The 22,673-nt window shown below is 67.6% G+C and carries 22 protein-coding genes; 10 read left to right on the plus strand and 12 right to left on the minus strand.

Annotated elements, in window-relative coordinates; all coding sequences use genetic code 11:
* Window positions 1-7: 7 nt before the first annotated feature.
* From atpA to SL003B_RS21285, 3 genes are all read right to left on the minus strand, one after another.
* Window positions 8-1,537 (minus strand): F0F1 ATP synthase subunit alpha, encoded by a 1,530-nt coding sequence (gene atpA / locus SL003B_RS21275; protein WP_013654932.1) that lies wholly within the window; start codon window positions 1,535-1,537, stop codon window positions 8-10.
* Window positions 1,537-2,097, minus strand: a complete 561-nt coding sequence (locus SL003B_RS21280) for a F0F1 ATP synthase subunit delta (protein WP_041376374.1) — start codon at window positions 2,095-2,097, stop codon at window positions 1,537-1,539. Before SL003B_RS21280 ends, atpA begins: the two co-directional genes overlap by 1 nt.
* A gap of 220 nt (window positions 2,098-2,317) precedes the next feature.
* Window positions 2,318-4,513: a primosomal protein N' gene (locus SL003B_RS21285; RefSeq protein WP_013654934.1), complete on the minus strand. Its 2,196-nt coding sequence runs from the start codon at window positions 4,511-4,513 to the stop codon at window positions 2,318-2,320.
* A gap of 166 nt (window positions 4,514-4,679) precedes the next feature.
* On the opposite strand from SL003B_RS21285, the gene fsa reads away from it, so the two are divergent.
* The 8 genes from fsa to SL003B_RS21320 all read left to right on the plus strand — a co-directional run bounded on the left by fsa (window position 4,680) and on the right by SL003B_RS21320 (window position 8,845).
* On the plus strand, window positions 4,680-5,333 hold the full coding sequence (gene fsa / locus SL003B_RS21290) for a fructose-6-phosphate aldolase (RefSeq protein WP_013654935.1): 654 nt from the start codon (window positions 4,680-4,682) through the stop codon (window positions 5,331-5,333).
* 181 nt (window positions 5,334-5,514) lie between these two features.
* Window positions 5,515-6,465, plus strand: coding sequence for a tyrosine recombinase XerC (locus SL003B_RS21295; protein WP_013654936.1), 951 nt, complete (start codon window positions 5,515-5,517; stop codon window positions 6,463-6,465).
* A 200-nt stretch (window positions 6,466-6,665) separates the two neighbouring features.
* The gene (locus SL003B_RS21300) at window positions 6,666-6,872 is read left to right on the plus strand and encodes a cold-shock protein (RefSeq protein ID WP_013654937.1); all 207 of its coding nucleotides are present in this window, start codon (window positions 6,666-6,668) and stop codon (window positions 6,870-6,872) included.
* 141 nt (window positions 6,873-7,013) lie between these two features.
* Window positions 7,014-7,238, plus strand: a complete 225-nt coding sequence (locus tag SL003B_RS21305; protein ID WP_013654938.1) for a hypothetical protein — start codon at window positions 7,014-7,016, stop codon at window positions 7,236-7,238.
* A gap of 19 nt (window positions 7,239-7,257) precedes the next feature.
* Window positions 7,258-7,407, plus strand: a complete 150-nt coding sequence (locus SL003B_RS23645) for a hypothetical protein (RefSeq protein WP_169313688.1) — start codon at window positions 7,258-7,260, stop codon at window positions 7,405-7,407.
* Between the two features lie 179 nt (window positions 7,408-7,586).
* Window positions 7,587-7,835 (plus strand): 30S ribosomal protein S21, encoded by a 249-nt coding sequence (rpsU, locus tag SL003B_RS21310; protein WP_041375686.1) that lies wholly within the window; start codon window positions 7,587-7,589, stop codon window positions 7,833-7,835.
* A 195-nt stretch (window positions 7,836-8,030) separates the two neighbouring features.
* Window positions 8,031-8,441 (plus strand): hypothetical protein, encoded by a 411-nt coding sequence (locus SL003B_RS21315; protein WP_013654940.1) that lies wholly within the window; start codon window positions 8,031-8,033, stop codon window positions 8,439-8,441.
* A gap of 173 nt (window positions 8,442-8,614) precedes the next feature.
* Window positions 8,615-8,845 carry a hypothetical protein gene (locus SL003B_RS21320; RefSeq protein WP_013654941.1) on the plus strand — a complete coding sequence of 77 codons (231 nt, stop codon included), beginning with the start codon at window positions 8,615-8,617 and terminating at the stop codon, window positions 8,843-8,845.
* Between the two features lie 286 nt (window positions 8,846-9,131).
* Here the strand turns inward: SL003B_RS21320 and SL003B_RS21325 are convergent, their stop codons facing one another.
* The gene (locus SL003B_RS21325; protein ID WP_013654942.1) at window positions 9,132-9,788 is read right to left on the minus strand and encodes a cation efflux transmembrane domain-containing protein; all 657 of its coding nucleotides are present in this window, start codon (window positions 9,786-9,788) and stop codon (window positions 9,132-9,134) included.
* Between the two features lie 101 nt (window positions 9,789-9,889).
* On the opposite strand from SL003B_RS21325, the gene SL003B_RS21330 reads away from it, so the two are divergent.
* On the plus strand, window positions 9,890-10,309 hold the full coding sequence (locus SL003B_RS21330) for a MerR family transcriptional regulator (RefSeq protein WP_013654943.1): 420 nt from the start codon (window positions 9,890-9,892) through the stop codon (window positions 10,307-10,309).
* A 60-nt stretch (window positions 10,310-10,369) separates the two neighbouring features.
* Here SL003B_RS21330 and lpdA read toward each other — a convergent pair whose 3' ends face one another.
* The 7 genes from lpdA to zapE all read right to left on the minus strand — a co-directional run bounded on the left by lpdA (window position 10,370) and on the right by zapE (window position 21,151).
* Entirely contained in the window at window positions 10,370-11,773 is a 1,404-nt protein-coding gene (gene lpdA / locus SL003B_RS21335; protein ID WP_013654944.1) for a dihydrolipoyl dehydrogenase, read from the minus strand.
* A gap of 121 nt (window positions 11,774-11,894) precedes the next feature.
* Window positions 11,895-13,421, minus strand: coding sequence for a 2-oxoglutarate dehydrogenase complex dihydrolipoyllysine-residue succinyltransferase (odhB, locus tag SL003B_RS21340; RefSeq protein WP_013654945.1), 1,527 nt, complete (start codon window positions 13,419-13,421; stop codon window positions 11,895-11,897).
* A 68-nt stretch (window positions 13,422-13,489) separates the two neighbouring features.
* Window positions 13,490-16,477: a 2-oxoglutarate dehydrogenase E1 component gene (locus tag SL003B_RS21345; RefSeq protein WP_013654946.1), complete on the minus strand. Its 2,988-nt coding sequence runs from the start codon at window positions 16,475-16,477 to the stop codon at window positions 13,490-13,492.
* Between the two features lie 197 nt (window positions 16,478-16,674).
* The gene (gene sucD / locus SL003B_RS21350) at window positions 16,675-17,583 is read right to left on the minus strand and encodes a succinate--CoA ligase subunit alpha (RefSeq protein WP_013654947.1); all 909 of its coding nucleotides are present in this window, start codon (window positions 17,581-17,583) and stop codon (window positions 16,675-16,677) included.
* On the minus strand, window positions 17,583-18,782 hold the full coding sequence (gene sucC / locus SL003B_RS21355) for an ADP-forming succinate--CoA ligase subunit beta (protein ID WP_013654948.1): 1,200 nt from the start codon (window positions 18,780-18,782) through the stop codon (window positions 17,583-17,585). Before sucC ends, sucD begins: the two co-directional genes overlap by 1 nt.
* A gap of 71 nt (window positions 18,783-18,853) precedes the next feature.
* On the minus strand, window positions 18,854-19,816 hold the full coding sequence (gene mdh, locus SL003B_RS21360; RefSeq protein ID WP_013654949.1) for a malate dehydrogenase: 963 nt from the start codon (window positions 19,814-19,816) through the stop codon (window positions 18,854-18,856).
* 159 nt (window positions 19,817-19,975) lie between these two features.
* Window positions 19,976-21,151 (minus strand): cell division protein ZapE, encoded by a 1,176-nt coding sequence (gene zapE, locus SL003B_RS21365; protein WP_206772027.1) that lies wholly within the window; start codon window positions 21,149-21,151, stop codon window positions 19,976-19,978.
* Between the two features lie 268 nt (window positions 21,152-21,419).
* On the opposite strand from zapE, the gene SL003B_RS21370 reads away from it, so the two are divergent.
* Window positions 21,420-21,821, plus strand: coding sequence for a nuclear transport factor 2 family protein (locus tag SL003B_RS21370; protein WP_013654951.1), 402 nt, complete (start codon window positions 21,420-21,422; stop codon window positions 21,819-21,821).
* A 19-nt stretch (window positions 21,822-21,840) separates the two neighbouring features.
* On the opposite strand, the gene SL003B_RS21375 is transcribed toward SL003B_RS21370, so the two are convergent.
* Window positions 21,841-22,617, minus strand: coding sequence for a DUF7662 domain-containing protein (locus SL003B_RS21375; RefSeq protein ID WP_041375687.1), 777 nt, complete (start codon window positions 22,615-22,617; stop codon window positions 21,841-21,843).
* Window positions 22,618-22,673: the final 56 nt, after the last annotated feature.

Consider the following 22,673-nt stretch of genomic DNA (forward strand, 5'->3'; position numbering starts at 1 on the left):
TTCAGGGTTAGGCGAAGTTCTTCGCGAACGTGTCGATCGCCGAGCGCAGGCGGCCCGTCAGGTCGTCGTCCAGCGCCTTCTTCTGCCAGATCGCATCGAGCAGGTCCGCATGCTCGCCGCGCAGGAACAGCAGCAGGCCGGACTCGAACTCGCGCACGCGCTCGACCGGGATCTTATCCAGGTAGCCGTTCACGCCGGCGAAGATGACTGCGACCTGCTCCTGGGTCTTCAGCGGCGAGAACTGCGGCTGCTTAAGGAGTTCGGTCAGGCGAGCACCGCGGTTCAGCAGGCGCTGCGTGGTGGCGTCGAGGTCCGAGCCGAACTGCGCGAAGGCCGCCATTTCACGGTACTGCGCCAACTCGCCCTTGATCGGGCCGGCAACCTGCTTCATCGCCTTGATCTGGGCAGCGGAGCCAACGCGCGACACCGACAGGCCGACGTTCACGGCCGGACGGATGCCCTGATAGAACAGGTCAGTCTCCAGGAAGATCTGGCCGTCGGTGATCGAGATCACGTTGGTCGGAATGTAGGCGGAGACGTCGTTGGCCTGGGTCTCGATGACCGGCAGGGCGGTCAACGAGCCGGAGCCATTGTCCTCGTTCAGCTTCGCCGCGCGCTCCAGCAGGCGGGAGTGCAGGTAAAAGACGTCTCCCGGGAAGGCCTCGCGCCCCGGCGGACGGCGGAGCAGCAGGGACATCTGGCGATAGGCGACGGCCTGCTTGGACAAGTCGTCATAGCCGATCACGGCATGCATGCCGTTGTCGCGGAAGTACTCGCCCATCGCGCAGCCGGCGAACGGGGCGAGGAACTGCAGCGGAGCGGCATCCGACGCGGTCGCGGCGACGACGATGGAATAGGCCATCGCGCCGGCGTCCTCAAGCGTCTTGACGAACTGCGCGACGGTCGACCGCTTCTGGCCGACGGCGACGTAGATGCAGTAGAGCTTGTTGCCCTCGTCGTCGCCCTGGTGCAGCGGCTTCTGGTTCAGGAAGGTGTCGAGGATGATCGCGGTCTTGCCGGTCTGGCGGTCGCCGATGACCAGCTCGCGCTGGCCGCGGCCGACCGGGATCAGGGCATCGATCGCCTTGAGGCCCGTGGACATCGGCTCATGCACGGACTTGCGCGGCAGGATGCCCGGCGCCTTGACGTCGACGCGGCGGCGCTCGGCGGCCTCGATCGGCCCCTTGCCGTCGAGCGGATTGCCGAGCGGGTCGACGACGCGGCCGAGCAGGCCCTTGCCGACCGGCACTTCCACGATGGCACCGGTCCGCTTGACCGTATCGCCTTCCTTGATCTCGCGGTCGGAGCCGAAGATCACGACGCCGACGTTGTCGGTTTCCAGGTTGAGGGCCATGCCCCTGACACCGCCCGGGAACTCGACCATCTCACCGGCCTGGACGTTGTCCAGACCGTAGACGCGCGCGATACCGTCACCGACGGACAAAACCTGACCGACTTCGGATACTTCGGCCTCCTGGCCGAAACCCTTGATCTGGTCCTTGAGGATAGCGGAAATTTCCGCGGCCCGAATATCCATCAGCCGACCTCTTTCATTGCGAACTTGAGAGAATTGAGCTTGGTGCGCAGCGACGTGTCGATCATGCGGCTGCCGACCTTGACCACGAGGCCACCGATCAGCGCCGGATCGACGCGTGCCGAGATGTTGACGGTCTTGCCCGTGGAGGCCGCGAGGGCGTCCTTCAGGGCCGCGACATGGGCATCCGACAGGGCCACCGCCGAGACCACCTCGGCCGTTGCCTCGCCCCGCTTCTCCGCGAGGAGCGCCCGGAAGGCGCGGATCATGTCGGGAAGGGCGAAGAGGCGCCGGTTCCTGGCGGCCAGCTTCACGAAATTGGCAGCAAGTCCGGAGATCCCGGCCTTGGCTAGCAGGGCGTCGAGGGCGGCAAGCTGCTCCTCGGCGCTGAACACGGGGCTGCGAACGAGCCGCACGAGATCGGCGCTGTCACCGAGCATGCGCTCAAAGGTGCCGAGGTCGCGCTCCACGTCGGCCGTCGCGCCAGACTCCTCTGCAAGATCCAGAAGGGCGGAGGCATACCGTTTCGCTACGCCGGAAACGAGAGATACGTTGTCTGTCACCAGGTCCGAGCTCTCTGACATATTTCGCGGCACTGCGGACCCGATCGGCGATCGCAAAGCCTTGAAATTTCGTGATATTTTAGGGGCGCAAGGTTTGACGGCAGAGCCGTTCCCCCGAAAGCCGCGCCTCGAATAGCACAGCGTTTGAAGGTGTGCAACTTCGCCTAAAGGCCCGAACCGGGCAAATCGGGCGGTTTTTTGCTGCACTGCCGCGCAGAGCTTACAAAAACTGCTGCGGATCGATGTCGACTTGGAGCCTCAGTCCCCCGGCCGCGCGCGGCACCCGGGAAAGCCAGCCTCGCAGGTAACCCTGCATGTCGAACTGGCGCGGCGCCAGCACGAGCAGCCGGAACCGGTGGCGCCCGCGCACCATCGCCAGCGCCGCTTCGGCCGGCCCGAGCACCGTCACCGCCGCATCCGGCGGCGCGGCGCGCGCGACCGCGCGGGCATAACCCTCCGTCGCCGGCTTGTCGGGACCGGATACGACGAGCGCGGCGAGACGCCCGAAGGGCGGCAGCCCGGCGACGCGGCGCGCTTCGATCTCGGCGGCGTAGAAGGCTTCCGAATCCGACGACAGCAGGGCCCTGATGACGGGATGGTCCGGCGAATAGGTCTGCAGGTAGCCCTTGCCGCCACCCGAGAAGCGGCCGGCGCGGCCGGTCACCTGGGCGAGCAGCTGGAACGTCCGCTCGGCGGCGCGCGGGTCGCCGTGAGCGAGTCCAAGGTCGGCATCCACGACGCCGACCAGCCGCATCAGGGGGAAGTTGTGTCCCTTGGCGACGAGCTGCGTGCCGATGACGATGTCGGCTCCCCCCTCCTCGACGATCTTCATCTCCCGGCGCAGCCGCTCCGGTCCGCCCGGCAGGTCCGACGATAGGATCAGCGTACGCGCCTGCGGAAACAGCGCCTCCACTTCCTCCGCGATCCGCTCGACGCCCGGCCCGCAGGCGACCAGCGCATCGACCGTGCCGCAGGACGGGCAGGCCTGGGGCACCGGCTCGCTGTGGCCGCAGTGATGGCACACGAGGCGGCCGCGGAAGCGGTGCTCGACCAGCCAGGCGCTGCAGTGGGAGCACTGGAAGCGGTGACCGCATGACCGGCACAAGGTCAGCGGCGCATAGCCGCGCCGGTTGAGAAACAGCAGCGACTGGGCGTTGTCGGCCAGCGTCTCGCGCATGGCGGCGACCAGCGCCGGCGCAAGCCACCGGCCGCGCTCGGGGCCGTCGCGGCGCATGTCGATGGCATGAAGCTCGGGCAGGGCGCCGCCGGAAGCCCGCTCCGGCAGGACGAAGCGGGTATAGCGGCCGAGATCGGCGTTCACGCGGCTTTCGATGGACGGCGTGGCCGAGGCGAGGATGACCGGGAACTGCGCCAGATGGCCGCGCACCACAGCCATGTCGCGGGCATTGTAGGGAACCCGGTCGTCCTGCTTGAAGGCCGTGTCGTGCTCCTCGTCGACGACGATCAGGCCGAGCTCGTGGAAGGGCAGGAACAGGGCCGAGCGGGCGCCGACGACGACACGGACGTCGCCCGAGGCCACACCGCGCCAGACCCGCGCCCGCCGTCGCGGCGCAACTTCCGAATGCCATTCCGCCGGCAGCACGCCGAAGCGCTGCTCGAACCGCTTGAGGAACTGCGCGGTCAGCGAGATTTCGGGGACCAGCACAACCGCCTGCCGGCCGCGACGCACCGCCTCGGCCACCGCCTCGAAATAGACCTCGGTCTTCCCCGAGCCGGTAACGCCATCGATCAGCGAGACCGCGTAGCCACGATCAAAGGCGGCGACGAGGCCCGTGGCGACCGCCGCCTGGGCCGGCGATAACGCCGGCGCGTTGTAGGCAGGATCCGGCGCCGGCGGCGCCGGGCTCGCCGACATCGACACGATCTCCAGAACGCCCTGATGGACGAGGCCGTCGATCACCGAAACGCTGACGCCCGCCGCACCGGCGAGGCCGGACTTCGTCCAGGCGAAACCGTCCTGCATGGTGTCGAGAACGCGTCTGCGCGCGGGCGTCAGGCGATCCGGCGCCGCGCCCTCGACGCGGGCGACGCCGGCGACCGGCGGCTCGGGTTCCAGGGCCTCCTCCGAGCGCAGCACCATGCGCAGCACCATGCCCGGCGGCGACAGCGTCCAGTTGGCGACCCAGTCGACGAAGCGGCGCATGTCCGCGTCGAGCGGGCCGGCCGGATAGACATGGCTGATCGCCTTCAGCTTGCGCGGATCGATGCCCGGCTCCGGCATGCCGTCCCAGACGGCGCCGACGACCTCGCGCGGGCCGAGCGGGACGCGCACGATCGTGCCCGGGCACACGGCGAGGCCGGGGGGCACCTTGTAGGTATAGGGGCCGGGGACGGCGACGGGCACCAGAACGCTGGCGATCGTTCCCGATCCGTCCCTATCGTTATCGAACAGCACGTGGCGATCTTTTCCTGAAGCCTGTCCGGGCGGGGCTGTCCCGCCGGCCGGAGCGGCACGAATCGGGGGTGTCGCTCGGCGCCATCCTACGGTAAAGAGACGGCGAGCAGACAGGCAATGTCCGGGCCGGCGCTTCGGTCGCCCGGCGAAGGGAGTCCTTGGAGCGATGAAATTCTTTGTCGATACGGCAGACACGGGCGAAATCGCGGAGCTGGCGGCGACCGGCTTGCTCGACGGCGTGACGACCAATCCCTCCCTGGTCATGAAGGCAGGCAGGCCGATGAAGGAGGTGATCGCCGAGATCTGCGCGATTACTCCCGGTCCGGTGTCGGCCGAGGTGGCGGCGACCGACTACGACGGCATGATCCGGGAAGCGCGCGTGCTGGCCGCCATCGCCGACAACGTCGTCATCAAGCTGCCGATCACCCTGGACGGGCTGAAAGCCTGCAAGACGCTGACAGGCGAAGGCCGCAAGACCAACCTGACGCTGTGCTTTTCCGCCAACCAGGCGCTGCTCGCCGCCAAGGCGGGGGCGACCTACGTGTCGCCGTTCATCGGCCGCCTCGACGACATCAACCTCGACGGCATGGAGCTGATCCGCGAGATCCGGGTGATCTACGACAACTACGGCTTCGGCACGGAAGTGCTCGCCGCCTCGATCCGCACCGTCAACCACGTCAAGGATTGCGCGCTGGCCGGCGCCGACGTTGCCACCATCCCGCCGGCAACGCTGAAGGCCCTGGTCAGGCATCCTTTGACCGACAAGGGCCTCGAGGCATTCCTGACCGACTGGGCGAAGACCGGCCAGAGCATTCTCTGACCACGACCAGGCCGCTCTTGACGTCGCGACCATCGCAGCGTCGTACAAGCGGTGCAAAAGCGTCCTACATGGGTCCGGAGTCCCGCCGGAGACCCTCCGGAGAGGTGCCAGGATTGCGGGCCGACGGCCGGCGTCCTTGCCCCGCTCCGCCCTGACCGCGATTCTGCGCTAAGCTTTTTCCATGACCGTCGATCCCGATTCGCTGCTCGTCACCGCCACGCCGGAGCTCAACGCCCGCATCGGCGCCTGGCTCGACCATCTCGGCGACGAGCGGCGGCTGTCGGACAAGACGCTGGTCGCCTACGAGCGCGACGTGCGGCAGTTCCTGCGCTTCCTGACCGACCATCTCGGCGGGACGCCGGGCATGGCCGAGCTGCGCGACTTGCGGCCGGCCGACTTCCGCGCCTTCCTCGCCCGCCGGCGACGCGCCGGCGCGCAGAGCCGGTCGCTGGCGCGCGGACTGGCCGGCATCCGTTCGTTCCTCGGCTTCCTGGAAAGGCGCGGCGAGGTCAACGCGGCCGCGGCCGGCGCCATACGCCCGCCGCGTCAACCGCGCTCGCTGCCCAAGCCGGTGTCGGCGGCCGATGCGAGGGCGATCGTCAGCGGCGAGCTGGCGATGGAGGCCGAGCCCTGGATCGAGGCGCGCAACGCCGCCGTGCTGACCCTTCTTTACGGCTGCGGGCTACGCCTCGCCGAGGCGCTGTCGCTGACCGGCCGCACGGCGCCGCGGCGTGGCACCAAGACGCTGACGATCCGCGGCAAGGGCGGCAAGGAACGCATCGTGCCGGTGCTGCCGGTCGTCTGCGAGGCGGTCGACGCCTATCTCAAGCTGTGCCCCTACACGCCGGAGCCGGACGGGCCGCTCTTCCTCGGCGCGCGCGGCGGGCCGCTCAACCCGCGGCTGGTGCAACTGGCCATGCAGAAGCTGAGGAGCGCGCTCGCCCTGCCCGACAGCGCGACGCCGCACGCGCTGCGGCATTCCTTCGCCACCCACCTGCTGGCCGGCGGCGGCGACCTGAGAACCATCCAGGAACTGCTCGGCCACGCCAGCCTGTCGACCACCCAGATCTACACCGAGGTTGACACCGCCCGGCTGCTCGAGGCCTACGACAAGGCCCACCCGCGGCGCTAGGTCCGTCGGAAAAATTTCCGATCCCGCCTCATTTAGACCGCAATTGAGGGCTAGAAACCCCTATCGTTTTTTTGGGCCAGGCTTGGCTTCTCGCGGCGTCATACGATCTCGACCCGCCATTCTCTTCCAAATGACCGATGCTTCAACGCGCTGCCCGAGCGGGGCCGCGCGGATCTACTCTATATCAAGGTACTACTCTCATGAAAACTGGAACCGTAAAGTTCTTCAACGGCCAGAAGGGCTTTGGCTTCATCCAGCCGGAAGACGGCAGCCGCGACGTGTTCGTTCACATCAGCGCCGTCGAGCGCTCCGGCATCGGCCGCCTGGACGAAGGCCAGAAGGTTCAGTTCGAACTGGAACAGGACCGTCAGGGCCGCAGCTCGGCTGCGAACCTGCAGCTCCTCTAAGGCCGACGCCATGGCGATGCCGACCACGGATGTACTGGCGGCGTCGCCTCTCGGCCCTGCCGGCCTAGGCCGGACGAACGAAGCGGGATCCAGTCCCGCTTTTTTTGTTTCCGCCGCCGGCCAAGCGACCAGGAGACGTCAATGTCGACACACCGTTACGCCATCGGCCAGTCGGTCCGCCTGAACACGGGCACTGGTGGTCCGTCCCGGTCCGGCGACACCTACCGGATCACCGCGACCCTGCCGACGCGCGACAACTATCCGCAGTACCGGATCCGCAACGACGACGAGCGCCACGACCGCGTGGCGAGCGAGGACACGCTGGAAGCGGTTAAGACCCAGCAGCCGTTCTTCCGCACCCGATAAGCCTGCAAGGAGACACGCCATGGCCAAGGGCCAATTGCGCAGCAACCGCGAGATCCGCAAGCCGAAGAAAGACAGGTCGGCCGCACCAGCGAAACCGGAGACGGGTTTCGCCTGGAAGCCCCAGCAGCCCGACGCCGGCAAGAAGCCGTCCGGAAAGGGCAAGGCCTGACCTCAGCCGACGCGAATTCGGCGCAAATCCGGCGCGGCGGCAAAAAAAACGCCTCAGGGGACGTGCATTTGGCGCGGGATCTGTTAGGGTGCCGGCCTTCCGTGCCCTCTCGGCGCCAAGATCAACCGCCTGCCGCCCTCGCAGGGCGATGCGGCGCAGGCATGAGCGAAGGAAATCAATTGCAGGTTCTCGTACGCGACAACAACATCGAGCAGGCGCTCCGCGTCCTGAAGAAGAAGCTCCAGCGCGAAGGCGTCTTCCGTGAAATGAAGGCCCGCCGCGCCTACGAAAAGCCGTCCGAAAAGCGCGCCCGCGAAAAGGGCGAAGCTGTCCGCCGCGCCCGCAAGGCCGCGCGCAAGCTCGCCCAGCGCGAAGGCCTGATTCCGGGTCCGAAGCGCAAGGCCCCCGCGGCCCGTAGCCGCGCCTGAGCGCCAGCGGCTCCCGCCGGGAGCCGGCTCCCCGTTCTGCGCCGGGCCCTTGCGGTCCGCGCAGCACCCGGACGGCACATCCCTTCCGGTTCCTCATTCTCCGCCCGACATCGGCCCGGGTCCGGCAGGCGCCCGGCGACGCATTAACTACTCCTTAACGTCGTCCCTGCACGGTATGGACGAGGAGGCGTCGCCATGCACCCGGCCGCTCTTGCCTTGTTCCTGATCCTGCTGACAAGCCCGACCCTCGCTCAGGGCACGCGCATCTATTGCCCGATCCCGGAACACGGGATCTGGGTCGACCCCAAGGCCAAGCCAAAGCAGGTCTCCCGCATCGAGGTCGAAAGCCGCTGCATCGACGACCGCGTGATCCTGCGCGCCCGGGCGTTCATGCGCTGCAGCCCGCGCGACTGCAAATGGGGCTGGACGGATGCCAGCCTCAGGCCCGGCGGCGGCGGCGTGCGCGTCCAGTTGTCAGGCTTCTTCGGCTCGCGGCTGATCGACATGCGCGCCTTCGACGGCCACCTGGAGGCCTATGTCACCGAGATCCCGCACGACCGGACGGTTCAGGAAAATGTGACCAGCCACATCCTGCGCCGGAAATAGCGAGATCCGGCAAGGCGATCCGTCGTCAGGCAGCCTCCGCGCGGCGCAAGGTGAGCGGCATTCGGGCTTGCCTTTGCGCCCGCAAGCCGTACCCTGTAGATTAGGTGGCCCGGCCGTGCCGGACCCGCCTCCAGACTGACATGCCGCAGACTGCCAGACCAAGGAGATGGACCATGCGCGTTCTCGCCAGCCTTGCCGCCGCCGCGGCCCTGACCGCCTTCGCCGCCGCGCCCGCCAGCGCCTGCGACTACATGAAGTCGGTGAAAGCCAAGCAGAATATGTCGGTGGCGCAGGCCATGCCGACCGCACCCGAGGTGCTGATCGCGACCAACGACATGACCGACGCCGCAGGCGCCAGCGAGACCTCGCGTCCGGCGACGGCCAAGGCGCCGCTGCAGAGGTAAGCGTCGCGCGCCGGCCCCTACCGGCTCCTCCGTGCGATTCTCGGCGCGCGCCAGTTGGCGCGCGTTTCAAAGATATGTGCAATCAACCGTCTGAAGCATGACCGCCGGGCGGTTTCGGTCTGTAGACACTTGCGACCTCGGTGGCGCGTGTTCCGTCGGAGACCCCGTCTTCGGAAGCCGCCGCTCGAGGCCAACGACAATGGCTCGTCGACAATGGCTCGTCTTCGCGTCGCGCGACCGCGTCGCCGCGACGAAGGGACGAGGTCCGGCGGTGGCCCGCACCGCATCAGGACTGGCCGGGATCGGAGGTCCGCGGCGCGGACGCTTCGCCGGACGCACGCCATTCCGCCAGCGCCTGGCGAACGATCTGCGCCGAGGAACTCAGGAACAGGCCGGCCATGATGGCCGCGACGATCAGGTCCGGCCAGCCGCTTGCCGTGCCCCAGACGCCAAGGGCGGCGACCATGACGGCGACGTTGCCGATGGCGTCGTTGCGCGAGCACAGCCAGACCGAGCGCACGTTGGCATCGCCGTCCTTGTAGCGCATCAGAAGCAGCACGCTGGCGACATTGGCGGCCAGGGCGAGGACGCCGACCGCGCCCATGACCGCGGGTTCGGGCACGCCGCCGTAGAGGCTGCGCCAGACGGTCTGCCCGAGCACCCAGGCGCCCATGGCGAACAGGCTGAGTCCCTTGGCCAGCGCGGCCGCGGCCCGGATCCTGAGATGCGCGCCGATGACGGCGAGCGACAGACCGTAGGTCAGCGCGTCGCCGAGAAAATCGAGCGCGTCGGCCTGCAGCGCCTGCGAGCCCGCCGCCTGACCGGCGCCCATCTCGACGGCGAACATGGCCGCGTTGATCGCGATCACCAGCCAAAGCCGGCGCCTGTAGTCGGCCGAGACGCCGTCGAAGGGTCCATGTTCGTGGCCGCAGCAGGCGCCCATGACGCTTTCCTTTCCACCTCGGCGGCGCGCGCCGCGCCGCGATTGCATCCTCCCGGAAGGCAATGTAGTTTCTCCAGCGACTAGAGATTCAAGGGGGCGGCATGGATTTTTCCATCGGCGCGCTGTCGCGCCGCACCGGCGTGAAGGTGCCCACGATCCGCTACTACGAACAGATGGGCCTCCTGCCGGCGCCCGGACGCACGGACGGCAACCAGCGCCGCTACGGCCAGGCCGAGCTGGACCGGCTGCAGTTCATCCGCCATGCCCGCGACCTCGGCCTGCCGATGGCGGCGATCCGCGACCTGCTCGACCTCGCCGCCCATCCCGACCGGCCCTGCGCGCAGGCCGACCGGATCGCCAGGGCACAACTTGACACCGTGCGCGACAAGATCGCCCGGCTGCAACGGCTGGAGACGGAGCTTGAGCGCATCGCAACGAGCTGCGACGGAGACCATTCGGTCGCCGACTGCCAGGTGATCCGGGCGCTTGCCGACCATTCCCTGTGCGACGGCGACCACTGACGAACAGGACAGGCCGGGCGGGGCGCCCGGCCTTGCGCGGTTTCGGGACTGCCGTACCGATCAGCTGTGGATCGGCTTGAAGAAGGCGGCCAGAGCGGCTTCCTTGACGGCTTCCGACATGGTCGGGTGGGCGTGGCAGGTGCGACCCAGATCCTCGGCCGAGCCGCCGAATTCCATCAGCACCGCCGCCTCGTGGATCATCTCGCCGGCGCCGTGGCCGACGATGTGAACGCCGAGCACGCGGTCGGTCTCGGCATCGGCAAGCACCTTGGCGAAGCCGTCGGAGCGGTTCATGGCGCGGGCGCGGCCGTTGGCGGCAAAGGCGAACTTGCCGACCTTGTAGGCGACGCCGGCGGCCTTCAGTTCCTCTTCGGTCCGGCCGACGGACGCGACTTCCGGCGCGGTGTAGACGACGCCCGGAATGACGTCGTAGTTCACGTGGCCGGCCTGGCCGGCGAGGATCTCGGCCAACGCGACGCCTTCGTCCTCGGCCTTGTGGGCGAGCATCGGACCGACGACGACGTCGCCAATGGCATAGATGCCGGGAACGCTGGTCTCGAACCGGTCGTCGATCTCGACCCGGCCGCGCGCGTCGAGCTTGACGCCGACCTCGTCGAGGCCGAGGCCCGCGGTGTAGGGACGGCGGCCGATCGCGACCAGCACGATGTCGGCCTCGATCGTCTCGGCGGCCCCGCCGGCGGCCGGCTCGACGCTGACCGCGAGGCCCTTGCCCTTCTTCTCGACGCCGGTGACCTTCGACGACAGCCTGAACTCCATTCCCTGCTTGGCCAGCAGGCGCTGGAACTGCTTCGACACGTCGCCATCCATCGGCCCGAGGATCTTGTCCATGAACTCTACCACGGTGACCTTGGCACCGAGGCGGTTCCAGACGGAGCCGAGCTCCAGGCCGATGACGCCGCCGCCGACGACGACCAGCCTGCCGGGCACCTTGTCGAGGGCGAGCGCGCCGGTGGAGGAAACGATCTGCTTCTCGTCGATCTCGACTCCGGGCAGCGGCATGACATCGGAGCCGGTGGCGATGACGATCGCCTTGGCGGCCAGTTCGGTAACCTTGGCGTCCTCGGCGGTGAGCTCGACCCTGCCGGCCGACAGGATGCGGCCGAGGCCATGGTAGGCGTCGATCTTGTTCTTCTTCAGCAGGAAGGCGATGCCGCCGACGTTGGCGTCGATGGTCGCCTGCTTGTGCGCCATCATCGCGGCGAGGTCGAGTTTGGGCTTACCGACCTTGATGCCGAGGCTCTCGAAGCCGTGGCCGGCCTCCTCGAACATCTCGGAAGCATGCAGCAGCGCCTTGGAGGGGATGCAGCCGACGTTGAGGCAAGTGCCGCCATGGGTCGCACGCTTCTCGACCACCGCGACCTTGAGGCCGAGCTGGGCCGCCTTGATGGCGCAGACATAGCCGCCAGGGCCGGTTCCGATGACGACGAGATCGTATTGGGACATGGGGTCGCCTCTTTATTTCTGAGCCGCTTCGTTGCGAAGCAGGGCGGCTGCGGGGCGTCGGGCGCGAGGTTCACGCTGCAAACTCGGGCCGGGGCCGCCAGCCGCAGCCCCGGCGAAGGAATCAGAGGTCCAGCACCAGGCGGCGCGGATCCTCAAGGCTCTCCTTGACGCGGACCAGGAAGGTGACCGCCTCCTTGCCGTCGACGATGCGGTGATCGTAGGACAGCGCGAGATACATCATCGGCCGGATGACGACCTGGCCGTTGACGGCCATCGGCCGGTCCTGGATCTTGTGCATGCCGAGGATGCCCGACTGCGGCGCGTTGAGGATCGGCGAGGACATCAGCGAGCCGTAGACGCCGCCGTTGGAGATGGTGAAGGTGCCGCCCTGCATCTCGGCCATGCCGAGCTTGCCGTCGCGGGCCTTGCGGCCGAGCGCGGCGATCTCCTTCTCGATCTCGGCGATCGACATCTGGTCGGCGTCGCGCACGACCGGCACGACGAGGCCCTTGTCGGTGCCGACGGCGACGCCGATGTGGCAGAAGTTCTTGTAGATGACGTCGGTACCGTCGATCTCGGCGTTGACCGCCGGGATCTCCTTCAGCGCGTGGCAGACCGCCTTGGTGAAGAAGCCCATGAAGCCGAGCTTAACGCCGTGCTTCTTCTCGAACACGTCCTTGTAGGCCGAGCGCAGCTCCATCACCGGACCCATGTCGACCTCGTTGTAGGTGGTCAGCATGGCGGCGGTGTTCTGCGCATCCTTCAGCCGGCGGGCGATGGTCTGGCGCAGCTTGGTCATGCGCACGCGTTCCTCGCGCGCCTCGTCCTCGACCGCGACCGGGCCGCGGACGGCGGCGGGCGCGGCGGACGCAGCCGGAGCGGCGGAGACGCCGGCCGCGACGGCGGCGAGCACGTCGCCCTTGAGCACCTGGCCACGCTTGCCCGACCCGGCGACCTGGTCGGCGGCAAGGCCCTTCTCGGCCATCAGCTTGGCGGCGGACGGCGCGGGCGGCATGGCGGAGCCGGTGCGCTCGGCCGGGGCCGGCGCGGCAGCAGGCGCCGGGGCGGCGGCCGGGGCGGCCGCGCCGCTCGGGTCGATCTGGACCAGCAGCTGGCCCGGGGTGACGGTGTCGCCGGTGGCGGCGGCGATCTTCACCACCGTGCCGGCGACCGGAGCCGGCACTTCCTGGGCCGCCTTGTCGGTTTCGAGCTCGACCAGGATGTCGTCGACCTTGACCACGTCGCCGACCTTGACGCTCCAGCCGCCGACGCCGGCCTCGGTGACGGATTCACCGGCGCTCGGCACGACGACGTCGACCAGCGCGGCCGATGGCTTGGCCGCTGCCGGGGCCGCTGCCGGGGCCGATTCGGCCTTCTTTGCCGGGGCGGCGGCAGCCGGCTTGGCGGCGCCGGAGGCGGCGATGCGGCCAAGCAGGGCGCCGACCTCGACGGTGTCGCCCTCGTTGACCACGATGCTCTCCAGCGTTCCGGAAGCCGGCGCCGGCACCTCGACGGTCACCTTGTCGGTCTCCAGCTCGACCAGCGGCTCGTCGGCGGTGACGGCCTCGCCAGGCTTCTTGAACCACTGGGCGATGGTCGCCTCGGATACGGATTCGCCCAGGGTGGGCACGCGGATTTCGGTTGCCATGGTCGCCTTCTCTTAACTCTGCCTGACCATTTCCGGTCTTGGAGCCGGCCCGCCGACGCGGGCCGGCGTCAGTCTGCGAACGCCTCGTCGAGGAATGCCTGAAGCTGGGCGAGATGCTGGGACATCAGGCCGGTGGCCGTCGAGGCCATGGCGGCACGGCCGGCGTAGCGCGGCCGGCGCACCTTGTGGCCGACTTCGGTCAGGACCCATTCGATATAGGGCTCGACGAAGGTCCAGCCGCCCATGTTCTTCGGCTCCTCCTGACACCAGACCATGTCGGCGTTGCGGAAGCGGGCGAGTTCCTGGGCGAGAGCCTTCTTCGGGAACGGATAGAGCTGCTCGACGCGCAGCAGGTAGACGTCGTCGATGCCGCGTTTCTCGCGTTCCTCGTAGAGGTCGAAATAGACCTTGCCCGAGCACATGACGACGCGGCGGATCTTGTCGTCCGCGACCAGCTTGACCGGGCTGTCGGCCAGATACTGGGCATCGTCCCACAGCAGGCGATGGAAGCTCGAAGTCTCACCGAGTTCCGCCAGAGTCGACACGGCCCGCTTGTGGCGCAGCAGCGACTTCGGCGTCATCAGGATGAGCGGCTTGCGGATGTCCCGCTTGAGCTGCCGGCGCAGGATGTGGAAGTAGTTCGCCGGCGTCGTGCAGTTGGCGACCTGCATGTTGTCCTCCGCGCAGAGCTGGAGGTAACGCTCCAGACGGGCGGAGGAGTGTTCCGGCCCCTGGCCCTCGTAGCCGTGCGGCAGCAGGCAGACGAGGCCGGACATGCGCAGCCACTTGCGTTCGCCCGACGAGATGAACTGGTCGAACAGCACCTGGGCGCCGTTGGCGAAGTCGCCGAACTGCGCCTCCCACAGGGTCAGCGCCTTGGGCTCGGCAAGCGAGTAGCCGTATTCGAAGCCGAGCACCGCCTCTTCGGAGAGCATTGAGTTGATGACCTCGTAGCGGGCCTGGTCGTCGGACAGGTGGTTGAGCGGGATGTAGCGGCCCTCGTCCTCCTGGTCGTAGAGCACGCTGTGGCGCTGCGAGAAGGTGCCGCGCTCGCAGTCCTGGCCGGACAGGCGGACGGGATGGCCCTCGCGCAGCAGGCTGCCGAAGGCGAGCGCCTCGGCGGTCGCCCAGTCGATGCCCTCGCCGGTCTCGATCATGGCGGCGCGATTGCTCATGAATCTGCCAATCGTGCGGTGAACGTTGAAGCCGTCCGGAACCGTGCTCAGGCGCCGGCCGATCTCCTTCAACTCGGAAACCGGCACGCCGGTCGAGCCGCGACGCGGGTCTTCCTCGTCGGCGGCTCGCTTGAGGCCCGCCCACTTGCCGTCGAGCCAGTCGGCCTTGTTCGGCTTGTAGGTCTGGCCGGCCTCGAACTCCTCGTCGAGATGCTTGCGCCAGGCGGCCTTGAGTTCCTCGACCTCCTCAGCGGTGATGACGCCCTCGGCGATGAGCCTGTCAGCGTAGATCTGCAGCGTGGTCGGATGCTTGCGGATCTTGCGATACATGATCGGCTGGGTGAACGCCGGCTCGTCGCCCTCGTTGTGGCCGAAGCGGCGGTAGCAGATCATGTCGATGACGACAGGCCGACCGAAGATCTGGCGGAACTCGGTGGCGATCTTGGCGGCATAGACCACCGCTTCCGGATCGTCGCCGTTGACGTGGAAGATCGGCGCCTCGATGACCTTCGCCACATCCGAGGGATAGGGCGAGGAGCGCGAGAAGCGCGGGTTGGTGGTGAAGCCGATCTGGTTGTTGATGATGACGTGGATCGACCCGCCGGTGCGATGGCCGCGCAGGGCCGACAGGCCGAAGCATTCGGCCACGACGCCCTGGCCGGCGAAGGCGGCATCGCCGTGCAGCAGCAGAGGCAGCACCTTGGAACGGTCGATCGTCGTGGTGTCGGTCACCCAGTGGCCGTCGACAGCCGAATGCTGGTCCTGCTTGGCGCGTGCCTTGCCGAGCACCACCGGGTTGACGATCTCCAGGTGCGACGGGTTGGCCGTCAGCGACAGGTGCACGTCATTGCCGTCGAAGCTGCGGTCGGAGGAAGCGCCGAGGTGATACTTGACGTCGCCGGAGCCCTCGACATCGTCCGGGGCGTAGGAGCCGCCCTTGAACTCGTGGAAGATCGCCCGGTGCGGCTTGGCCATGACCTGCGACAGGACGTTGAGGCGGCCACGGTGGGCCATGCCGAGCACGATCTCCTTCAGGCCCATCTGGCCACCGCGCTTGATGATCTGCTCAAGCGCCGGGATCAGCGCCTCGCCGCCATCGAGGCCGAAGCGCTTGGTGCCCGTATACTTCACATCGAGGAACTTCTCGAAGCCCTCAGCCTCGACCAGCTTGTTCAGGATCGCGCGCTTGCCGCGCGGCGTGAACTCGACGTGCTTGTCCGGGCCCTCGATGCGTTCCTGGATCCAGGCCTTAGCGGCCGGATCCGAGATGTGCATGAACTCGACGCCGAGCGTGGAACAATAGGTCCGCTTGAGGATCTCGAGCATCTCGCGGATGGTCGCGTATTCGAGGCCGAGCACGTGATCGATGAAGATCGGCCGGTCCCAGTCCTCGTCCGAGAAGCCGTAGGACGAGGGATGCAGTTCCTCGTGGTCGCCCGGAGGCGACAGGCGCAGCGGGTCGAGGTCGGCGTGCAGATGGCCACGCATGCGATAGGCGCGGATCATCATCAGCGCGCGCACGGAATCGCGCGTTGCCTGATGGACGTCGGCGTCCGATAGTCTGGCGCCCTTCGCCTCGGCCTGCTTCTTCAGCTTGTCGCCGAGCGCCTTCTCGACCGGCGCCCAGTTGCCGTCGAAGGCGTTGACGAGGTCGCCGTGGGCCGGCAACGGCCAGTCCGCCCGCTTCCAGGGGGCGCCGCGCGCTTCCCTGAGCACGTCGGCCTTCTCATCCTGGAGCGCGCCGAAGAAATCCTGCCACTCGGGATCGAGCGAGGCGGGATTCTCCTGATACTGCGCGTAGAGTTCTTCGATATAGGCTGCGTTGGCGCCGTAAAGGAACGACGTCAGCGCGAAGACATTGTTCGCGTCCTGCCGTGCCATGTCCGCTCAGCGGAGGGTCTCTCCGCCCTTTTTATTGCCGGATGCACCGGTAAGCACACCCTGGTTTCCGCCTTTGGACCCGCGCCAGGGACGCGGACCCTCTCAAACTTCGGAGGAGACGACCGCCTCCCCCGCATCCTTCATCATGCCTTACTAACCGTAAACAAATTGCGCGGTTTTTAAGGCAAGCGGGCCAATCAGCCCTTCAAAACCTCGACCAGCGTCTCGCCGAGCTTGGCCGGCGACGGGGAGACGCGGATGCCCGCCGCCTCCATGGCCGCGATCTTGTCCTCGGCCCCGCCCTTGCCGCCGGAGATGACGGCGCCGGCATGACCCATGGTGCGGCCCTTCGGCGCCGTGCGACCGGCAATGAAGCCGGCCATCGGCTTCTTGCGGCCGCGCTTCGCCTCGTCCCTGAGGAACTGGGCGGCATCCTCCTCGGCCGAACCGCCGATCTCGCCGATCATGATGATCGACTGGGTGGCGTCGTCGGCGAGGAACATCTCCAGCACGTCGATGAACTCGGTGCCCTTGACCGGATCGCCGCCGATGCCCACCGCCGTGGTCTGGCCGAGGCCGGCGTTGGAGGTCTGGAACACCGCCTCGTAGGTCAGCGTGCCCGACCGCGAGACGATGCCGACCGAGCCCTTCTTGAAGATGGAACCCGGCATGATGCCGATCTTGCACTCTTCCGGGGTCAGGATGCCGGGGCAGTTGGGCCCGAGCAGACGCGACTTCGACTTCTCCAGTCGGGCCTTGACCTTGACCATGTCGGCGACCGGAATGCCTTCCGTGATGCAGACGATGAACGGGATCTCGGCCTCGATCGCCTCGATGATGGCCGCGCCCGCGCCTGCCGGCGGGACGTAGATCACGGAAGCGTCGGCGCCGGTGGCGTCCTTCGCCTCGGCGACGGAGGCGTAGATCGGCAGCGTTGCCGAGGCGTCGACGCCCGAGGTCCAGGTCTCACCGCCCTTGGCCGGATGGACGCCGGCGACCATCCTGGTGCCGTAGTACTGCAGCGCCTGTTCGGTATGGAACGTGCCGGTCTTGCCGGTCAGGCCCTGGACGATGACCTTGGTGTCCTTGTTGACGAGAATGGACATCAGGCGGCTCCCTTCACGGCAGCGACAATCTTCTTGGCGGCGTCGTCGAGGTCGTCGGCGGCGATCACGTTGAGACCGCTTTCGGCGATGATCTTCTTGCCGAGTTCGACGTTAGTGCCTTCCAGGCGGACGACGAGGGGCACCTGCAGGCCGACCTCGCGCACGGCGGCCAACACGCCTTCCGCGATCACGTCGCAGCGCATGATGCCGCCGAAGATGTTGACCAGGATGCCCTTCACGTTCGGATCGGACGTGATGATCTTGAAAGCCGCAGTGACCTTTTCCTTGGAGGCGCCGCCACCGACATCGAGGAAGTTCGCCGGCTCGGCGCCGTAGAGCTTGATGATGTCCATGGTCGCCATGGCAAGGCCGGCACCGTTGACCATGCAGCCGATGTTGCCGTCGAGGGCGACGTAGGCGAGGTCATACTTGGAGGCCTCGATCTCCTTCTCGTCTTCCTCGGTGATGTCGCGCAGGGCGACGATCTCGGGATGGCGGAACAGGGCGTTGCCGTCGAAGGAGACCTTGGCGTCGAGGACGCGCAGGCGGCCGTCCTTCATGACGATCAGCGGGTTGATCTCCAGAAGGCTCATGTCCTTTTCCATGAACGCCTTGTAGAGGATCGGGAACAGCGTCATGCCATCGGCGCGGGCGGCGCCCTCCAGCTCGAGCGCGTCGCACAGCCTCGCGGCATCCGCCTCGGTCACGCCGGTATCGGGATCGATGGCGACGGTGACGATCTTCTCGGGCGTATGTTCGGCGACGGCCTCGATGTCCATGCCGCCCTCGGTCGAGACGACGAAGGCCGGGCGGCCAACGGAGCGGTCGACCAGGATCGACAGGTAGAGTTCGCGCTCGATGTCGGCGCCGTCCTCGATGTAGAGACGGTTGACGACCTTGCCGGCCGGGCCGGTCTGGGCGGTCACCAGGGTATGCCCAAGCATTTCCCTGGCGTTCTTGACGACGTCCTCCAGCGAGAAGGAGAGACGGACACCGCCCTTGGCATCGGCGGGCAGTTCCTTGAACTTGCCCTTGCCGCGGCCGCCGGCGTGGATCTGGGACTTCACGACCCAGAGCGGTCCAGGCAGCTTGCGGGCCGCGGCCGCGGCCTCGTCGGCCGAGAAGATCGCGACGCCCTCGGCGACCGGCGCGCCGTATTCCTTCAGGACCGCCTTGGCCTGATACTCATGAATGTTCATTGTCTCCCCCGTCGTTCGGAGGACCGCCGCCGGAAATCGGCGTCGGCCGTTGACTTGATGAGGTCAGCCGATCAGGCGAGCGCCGGCTGGATCTTCTTGCAGGCCTCGACCAGACCGTCGACCGAGGCGACGGACTTGTCGAACATGGCCTTCTCATCGGCGTTCATGTCGATCTCGATGATGCGCTCGACGCCGCCGGCGCCGATCACCACCGGCACGCCGACGTAGGTGTCCTTAAGGCCGTACTGGCCGTCGAGGGCAGCGGCACAGGGCAGCACGCGCTTCTTGTCCTTCAGGTAGGATTCGGCCATGGCGATGGCCGAGGAGGCCGGCGCGTAGAAGGCCGAGCCGGTCTTGAGCAGGCCGACGATCTCGGCGCCGCCGTCACGGGTGCGCTGGACGATCTGTTCCAGGCGCTCGGCCGTGCACCAGCCCATCTTGACCAGGTCGGTGAGCGGGATGCCGGCAACCGTGGAGTAGCGGGTCAGCGGCACCATCGTGTCGCCGTGGCCGCCGAGCACGAAGGCGGTAACGTCCTCGACCGAAACGTTGAACTCGTCGGCGATGAAATAGCGGAAGCGGGCGCTGTCGAGCACGCCGGCCATGCCGACGACCTTGCTGGCGGGCAGCTTGGAGAACTTCTGCAGCGCCCAGACCATGGCGTCGAGCGGGTTGGTGATGCAGATGACGAAGGCGTTCGGGGCATACTTGGCGATGCCGGCGCCGACCTGTTCCATCACCTTGAGATTGATCTCGAGCAGGTCGTCGCGGCTCATGCCCGGCTTGCGCGGCACGCCCGCGGTGACGATGACGACGTCGGCGCCCTCGATGGCCTCATAGCTGTTGGCGCCGGCAAGCTTGGCATCGAAGCCGTCGACGGGGGAGGATTCGGCGATGTCGAGCGCCTTGCCCTGCGGCACGCCCTCGGCGATGTCGAAAAGGACAATGTCCCCGAGTTCCTTGAGACCGGCAAGATGAGCGAGCGTTCCGCCGATCTGCCCAGAGCCGATCAAAGCAATCTTGTTCCGCGCCATGTCCGAAAGTTTCCCTTTACGTAAGATGGAACTTCACGCCATCCGCCGATGACTGCGGATGGCACTACTCTCTTTGGCCCCGTCACGCAAGCTAATCGAAAGCATATTACGCAACGACAGACCACATTCCGGCGCCCCTTGCGCGCCTGCGTGCATGACCTAAACGGAATGCGTACCAAAGCGCGCATTGCCGCGGTTCTCGCCCCCCAGATAGGCCTCCGACCGCATCTCGATGAGCCGGGAGATCGTGCGGTCGAACTCGAAGATTTCCGGCCCGCTCGGCGCGCGGTAGAGACCGTCCGGCTCGGTCTCCGCCGAGATGATGGCCTTGACGCCGTTGTCGTAGAGCGTGTCGATCAGGGTGATGAAACGCTTGGCCTCGTTGCGGCGGGACAGGTCCATCGCCGGCACGCCCTCGATGAACACCGTTCCGTAGGCATGGGCGATGCGCAGGTAGTCGGCGGCGCCGAGCGGCTGGCCGCACAGGTCGGCGAAGGCGAAGCGGGCGACGCCGGAAGCGACCCGGGGCACCTCGATCCGACGCCCCTTCATCTCCAGGTGCTCGCTGTGCTCGGGCATGCCGTGGGTCAGCCTGGACCACAGGTCCTCGATCACCCGGTCCGTCGCCGGGCCGAGCGGGCTGACGTAGACCGGGGCGCCGCCGAGCTTCTCCAGCCGGTAGTCGACCGGGGAATCGAGCTTCAGCACGTCGGCATGGCGCTTGAGCAGGTCGACGAAGGGCAGGAACAGCTGGCGGTTTAGCCCGTCCTTGTAGAGCGAATCCGGCTCGACGTTGGAGGTCGCGACGACCACGACGCCGCGGGCGAAGAGCTGCGAGAACAGCCGGGCGAGGATCATCGCATCGGCGATGTCGGTGACCGAGAACTCGTCGAAGCACAGCAGACGAGTTTCCTCGGCGATCTGCGCCGCGACCGGCTGGATCGGATCGTCGCCCTTGACCTCGCCGCGCTTGAGCGCCTGGCGCCAGGCGTGGATGCGCTCGTGCGTCTCGGCCATGAACTCGTGGAAGTGCACCCGCCGTTTGCGGCGGATGACCGTCACCTCCATGAACAGGTCCATGAGCATGGTCTTGCCACGGCCGACCCCGCCCCACAGGTAGAGGCCGCGCACCGAGGCCCAAAGTTCGTTCTTCTTGCGCGCGAACAGCCAGCCGAGCGAGCTCTTCTTGGACGCGAGGCGGGCTTCCGCAAGGCGGGCGTTGAGCAGGTCGAGGCGGCGCACGGCTTCTCGTTGTGCAGCGTCCTCGGCGATCGCACCCGACGCCACGAGGGCGTCGTAGCGCACGGCAAGGGCACGACTGGCCGGCAGATCCACCGTCAACGTCAGGTCTCCGCGTGCACCCGGGCCGGGCCCGGTCGAGCGCACCGCAAGAATGCGCACACGTGCATACAATGTCCGGTGTTGCGATACGGAGATTGGCGCCCGCGCGCAAGCCCTATTCCGACCGGCGCCCGGTTTTTAGCAGATTACTGCCAGCGGGAGGTAAACGCGAAGCACATGATGCGGATCAAGGCATGCGCGGCGACTTGGGGAATAGTCTGGGCAGACGTGGGCCCCGGCCCGCCCGTGCACGAGACATCCCATGGACCTGACAGCATTGACGCCAGTCCAGCGGAGCCTGTGGTCGAGGGTCGAGGAGCTCTGGCAGCTCGGCATCGCGCAGGATCCGGAGCCGGTGCGGCGCGCGTTGCATCCCGACTATTGCGGCTGGGTGACCGGGACGGATGCGCCGCACGACCGGGCGGCTGCCGTGGCCTCGGTCGGCCCCGGCTCGCCGCGCATCCTCGGCCATCGGCTGGAGCCTTTGGCGGTGTCCGTATTCGAGGACATGGTCGGCGTCGTTCACTACCGCTATGAGGCCGACGTCGAGACCACAGCTGGCGCAGGTCGAAGCGTCACCGGCCGATGGAGCGAGGTGTATCTGCGCCGGAACGGCGAGTGGACCATGATCTCCGTCAGCGGCGGCCCCGACGGCGAACGGTGAAGCGAGGGGGCGCGCAGGCTCAGCAGCGGACCAGCCGGCCGGCCCGGCCGGCCTGGCGCTCCTGGAGGGAAAGCAGCCGGGCCACCAGTTCGCGTTCGCCCGGCTTGGCGAGATCGGCGCCCCGGCCGCGGCCGTCGGAAAGAATCCAGGCGTTGCCGGCGCGCACGATGTCGAGTTCGACCGGATCGGCCGGATCGAGACCGAGCTTGCCGAACAGATCATCGCTGCCGTCGCCGGCGGCGACGCGCCGCAAGGCGCGGTGGAATCCGGCCAGATCCCGGGCGTCGACGACCGTGGTGCGCAGGCCCTCGCCGGCCAGGGTCGCAAGGCGACAGATGCCGGGCCCGTCTGGAATGATGTCCGACCGGCAAGGGCTGGCCGCCAGATCGCCGACCGGAGTCCATTCCGCCCGCACGGTGACTGTGACCGGATCGCGCAGCGCCTGCATGGCCTTGCGCAGTCGCTGGAGGCTGCCGGATGCCTTATCGGCATCGACCTGCAGCAATACCGCACTCTCGCGCTGCCCCCGCTCCGCCACGGCGGTGCCGCCGATACGCAGGCGCCGGAACACGACGAGGCTGCGCTTCAGGTCGGTGCGCTCGACCCTCCAGCCGGCGTCGAGCCATGCATTCTGGTGCACCAGGCTGCCGCCGGAATTGGCCCACCAGGTCCGGTGTTCACGCGCGCTTTTGGGAAGATCGGAGCCGAGTATCTGCTCGACGTCCTCCAGACGGGCGGCCCACAGCACTTCGTCGAGCCGCGCCAGATGTGCCCGCAAGGGATCGTATTTCGCCATCTGCACCCATTACCCATGCTCGTCGCCGGGCAGGGTTGCACGCGGGGCGTGAAATT

Origin of the sequence: Polymorphum gilvum SL003B-26A1, assembly GCF_000192745.1 — a bacterium.
In the GTDB taxonomy this organism is placed as follows: Bacteria; Pseudomonadota; Alphaproteobacteria; order Rhizobiales; family Stappiaceae; genus Polymorphum; species Polymorphum gilvum.

What these genes read in the sequence shown, in the direction of transcription:
- atpA (WP_013654932.1), bottom strand. Translation starts at nt 1,537, where the DNA reads ATGGATATTCGGGCCGCGGAAATTTCCGCTATCCTCAAGGACCAGATC.
- fsa (WP_013654935.1), top strand. Translation starts at nt 4,680, where the DNA reads ATGAAATTCTTTGTCGATACGGCAGACACGGGCGAAATCGCGGAGCTG.
- SL003B_RS21295 (WP_013654936.1), top strand. Translation starts at nt 5,515, where the DNA reads ATGACCGTCGATCCCGATTCGCTGCTCGTCACCGCCACGCCGGAGCTC.
- SL003B_RS21300 (WP_013654937.1), top strand. Translation starts at nt 6,666, where the DNA reads ATGAAAACTGGAACCGTAAAGTTCTTCAACGGCCAGAAGGGCTTTGGC.
- SL003B_RS21305 (WP_013654938.1), top strand. Translation starts at nt 7,014, where the DNA reads ATGTCGACACACCGTTACGCCATCGGCCAGTCGGTCCGCCTGAACACG.
- SL003B_RS23645 (WP_169313688.1), top strand. Translation starts at nt 7,258, where the DNA reads ATGGCCAAGGGCCAATTGCGCAGCAACCGCGAGATCCGCAAGCCGAAG.
- SL003B_RS21315 (WP_013654940.1), top strand. Translation starts at nt 8,031, where the DNA reads ATGCACCCGGCCGCTCTTGCCTTGTTCCTGATCCTGCTGACAAGCCCG.
- SL003B_RS21320 (WP_013654941.1), top strand. Translation starts at nt 8,615, where the DNA reads ATGCGCGTTCTCGCCAGCCTTGCCGCCGCCGCGGCCCTGACCGCCTTC.
- SL003B_RS21325 (WP_013654942.1), bottom strand. Translation starts at nt 9,788, where the DNA reads ATGGGCGCCTGCTGCGGCCACGAACATGGACCCTTCGACGGCGTCTCG.
- SL003B_RS21330 (WP_013654943.1), top strand. Translation starts at nt 9,890, where the DNA reads ATGGATTTTTCCATCGGCGCGCTGTCGCGCCGCACCGGCGTGAAGGTG.
- lpdA (WP_013654944.1), bottom strand. Translation starts at nt 11,773, where the DNA reads ATGTCCCAATACGATCTCGTCGTCATCGGAACCGGCCCTGGCGGCTAT.
- odhB (WP_013654945.1), bottom strand. Translation starts at nt 13,421, where the DNA reads ATGGCAACCGAAATCCGCGTGCCCACCCTGGGCGAATCCGTATCCGAG.
- SL003B_RS21345 (WP_013654946.1), bottom strand. Translation starts at nt 16,477, where the DNA reads ATGGCACGGCAGGACGCGAACAATGTCTTCGCGCTGACGTCGTTCCTT.
- sucD (WP_013654947.1), bottom strand. Translation starts at nt 17,583, where the DNA reads ATGTCCATTCTCGTCAACAAGGACACCAAGGTCATCGTCCAGGGCCTG.
- sucC (WP_013654948.1), bottom strand. Translation starts at nt 18,782, where the DNA reads ATGAACATTCATGAGTATCAGGCCAAGGCGGTCCTGAAGGAATACGGC.
- mdh (WP_013654949.1), bottom strand. Translation starts at nt 19,816, where the DNA reads ATGGCGCGGAACAAGATTGCTTTGATCGGCTCTGGGCAGATCGGCGGA.
- SL003B_RS21370 (WP_013654951.1), top strand. Translation starts at nt 21,420, where the DNA reads ATGGACCTGACAGCATTGACGCCAGTCCAGCGGAGCCTGTGGTCGAGG.
- SL003B_RS21375 (WP_041375687.1), bottom strand. Translation starts at nt 22,617, where the DNA reads ATGGCGAAATACGATCCCTTGCGGGCACATCTGGCGCGGCTCGACGAA.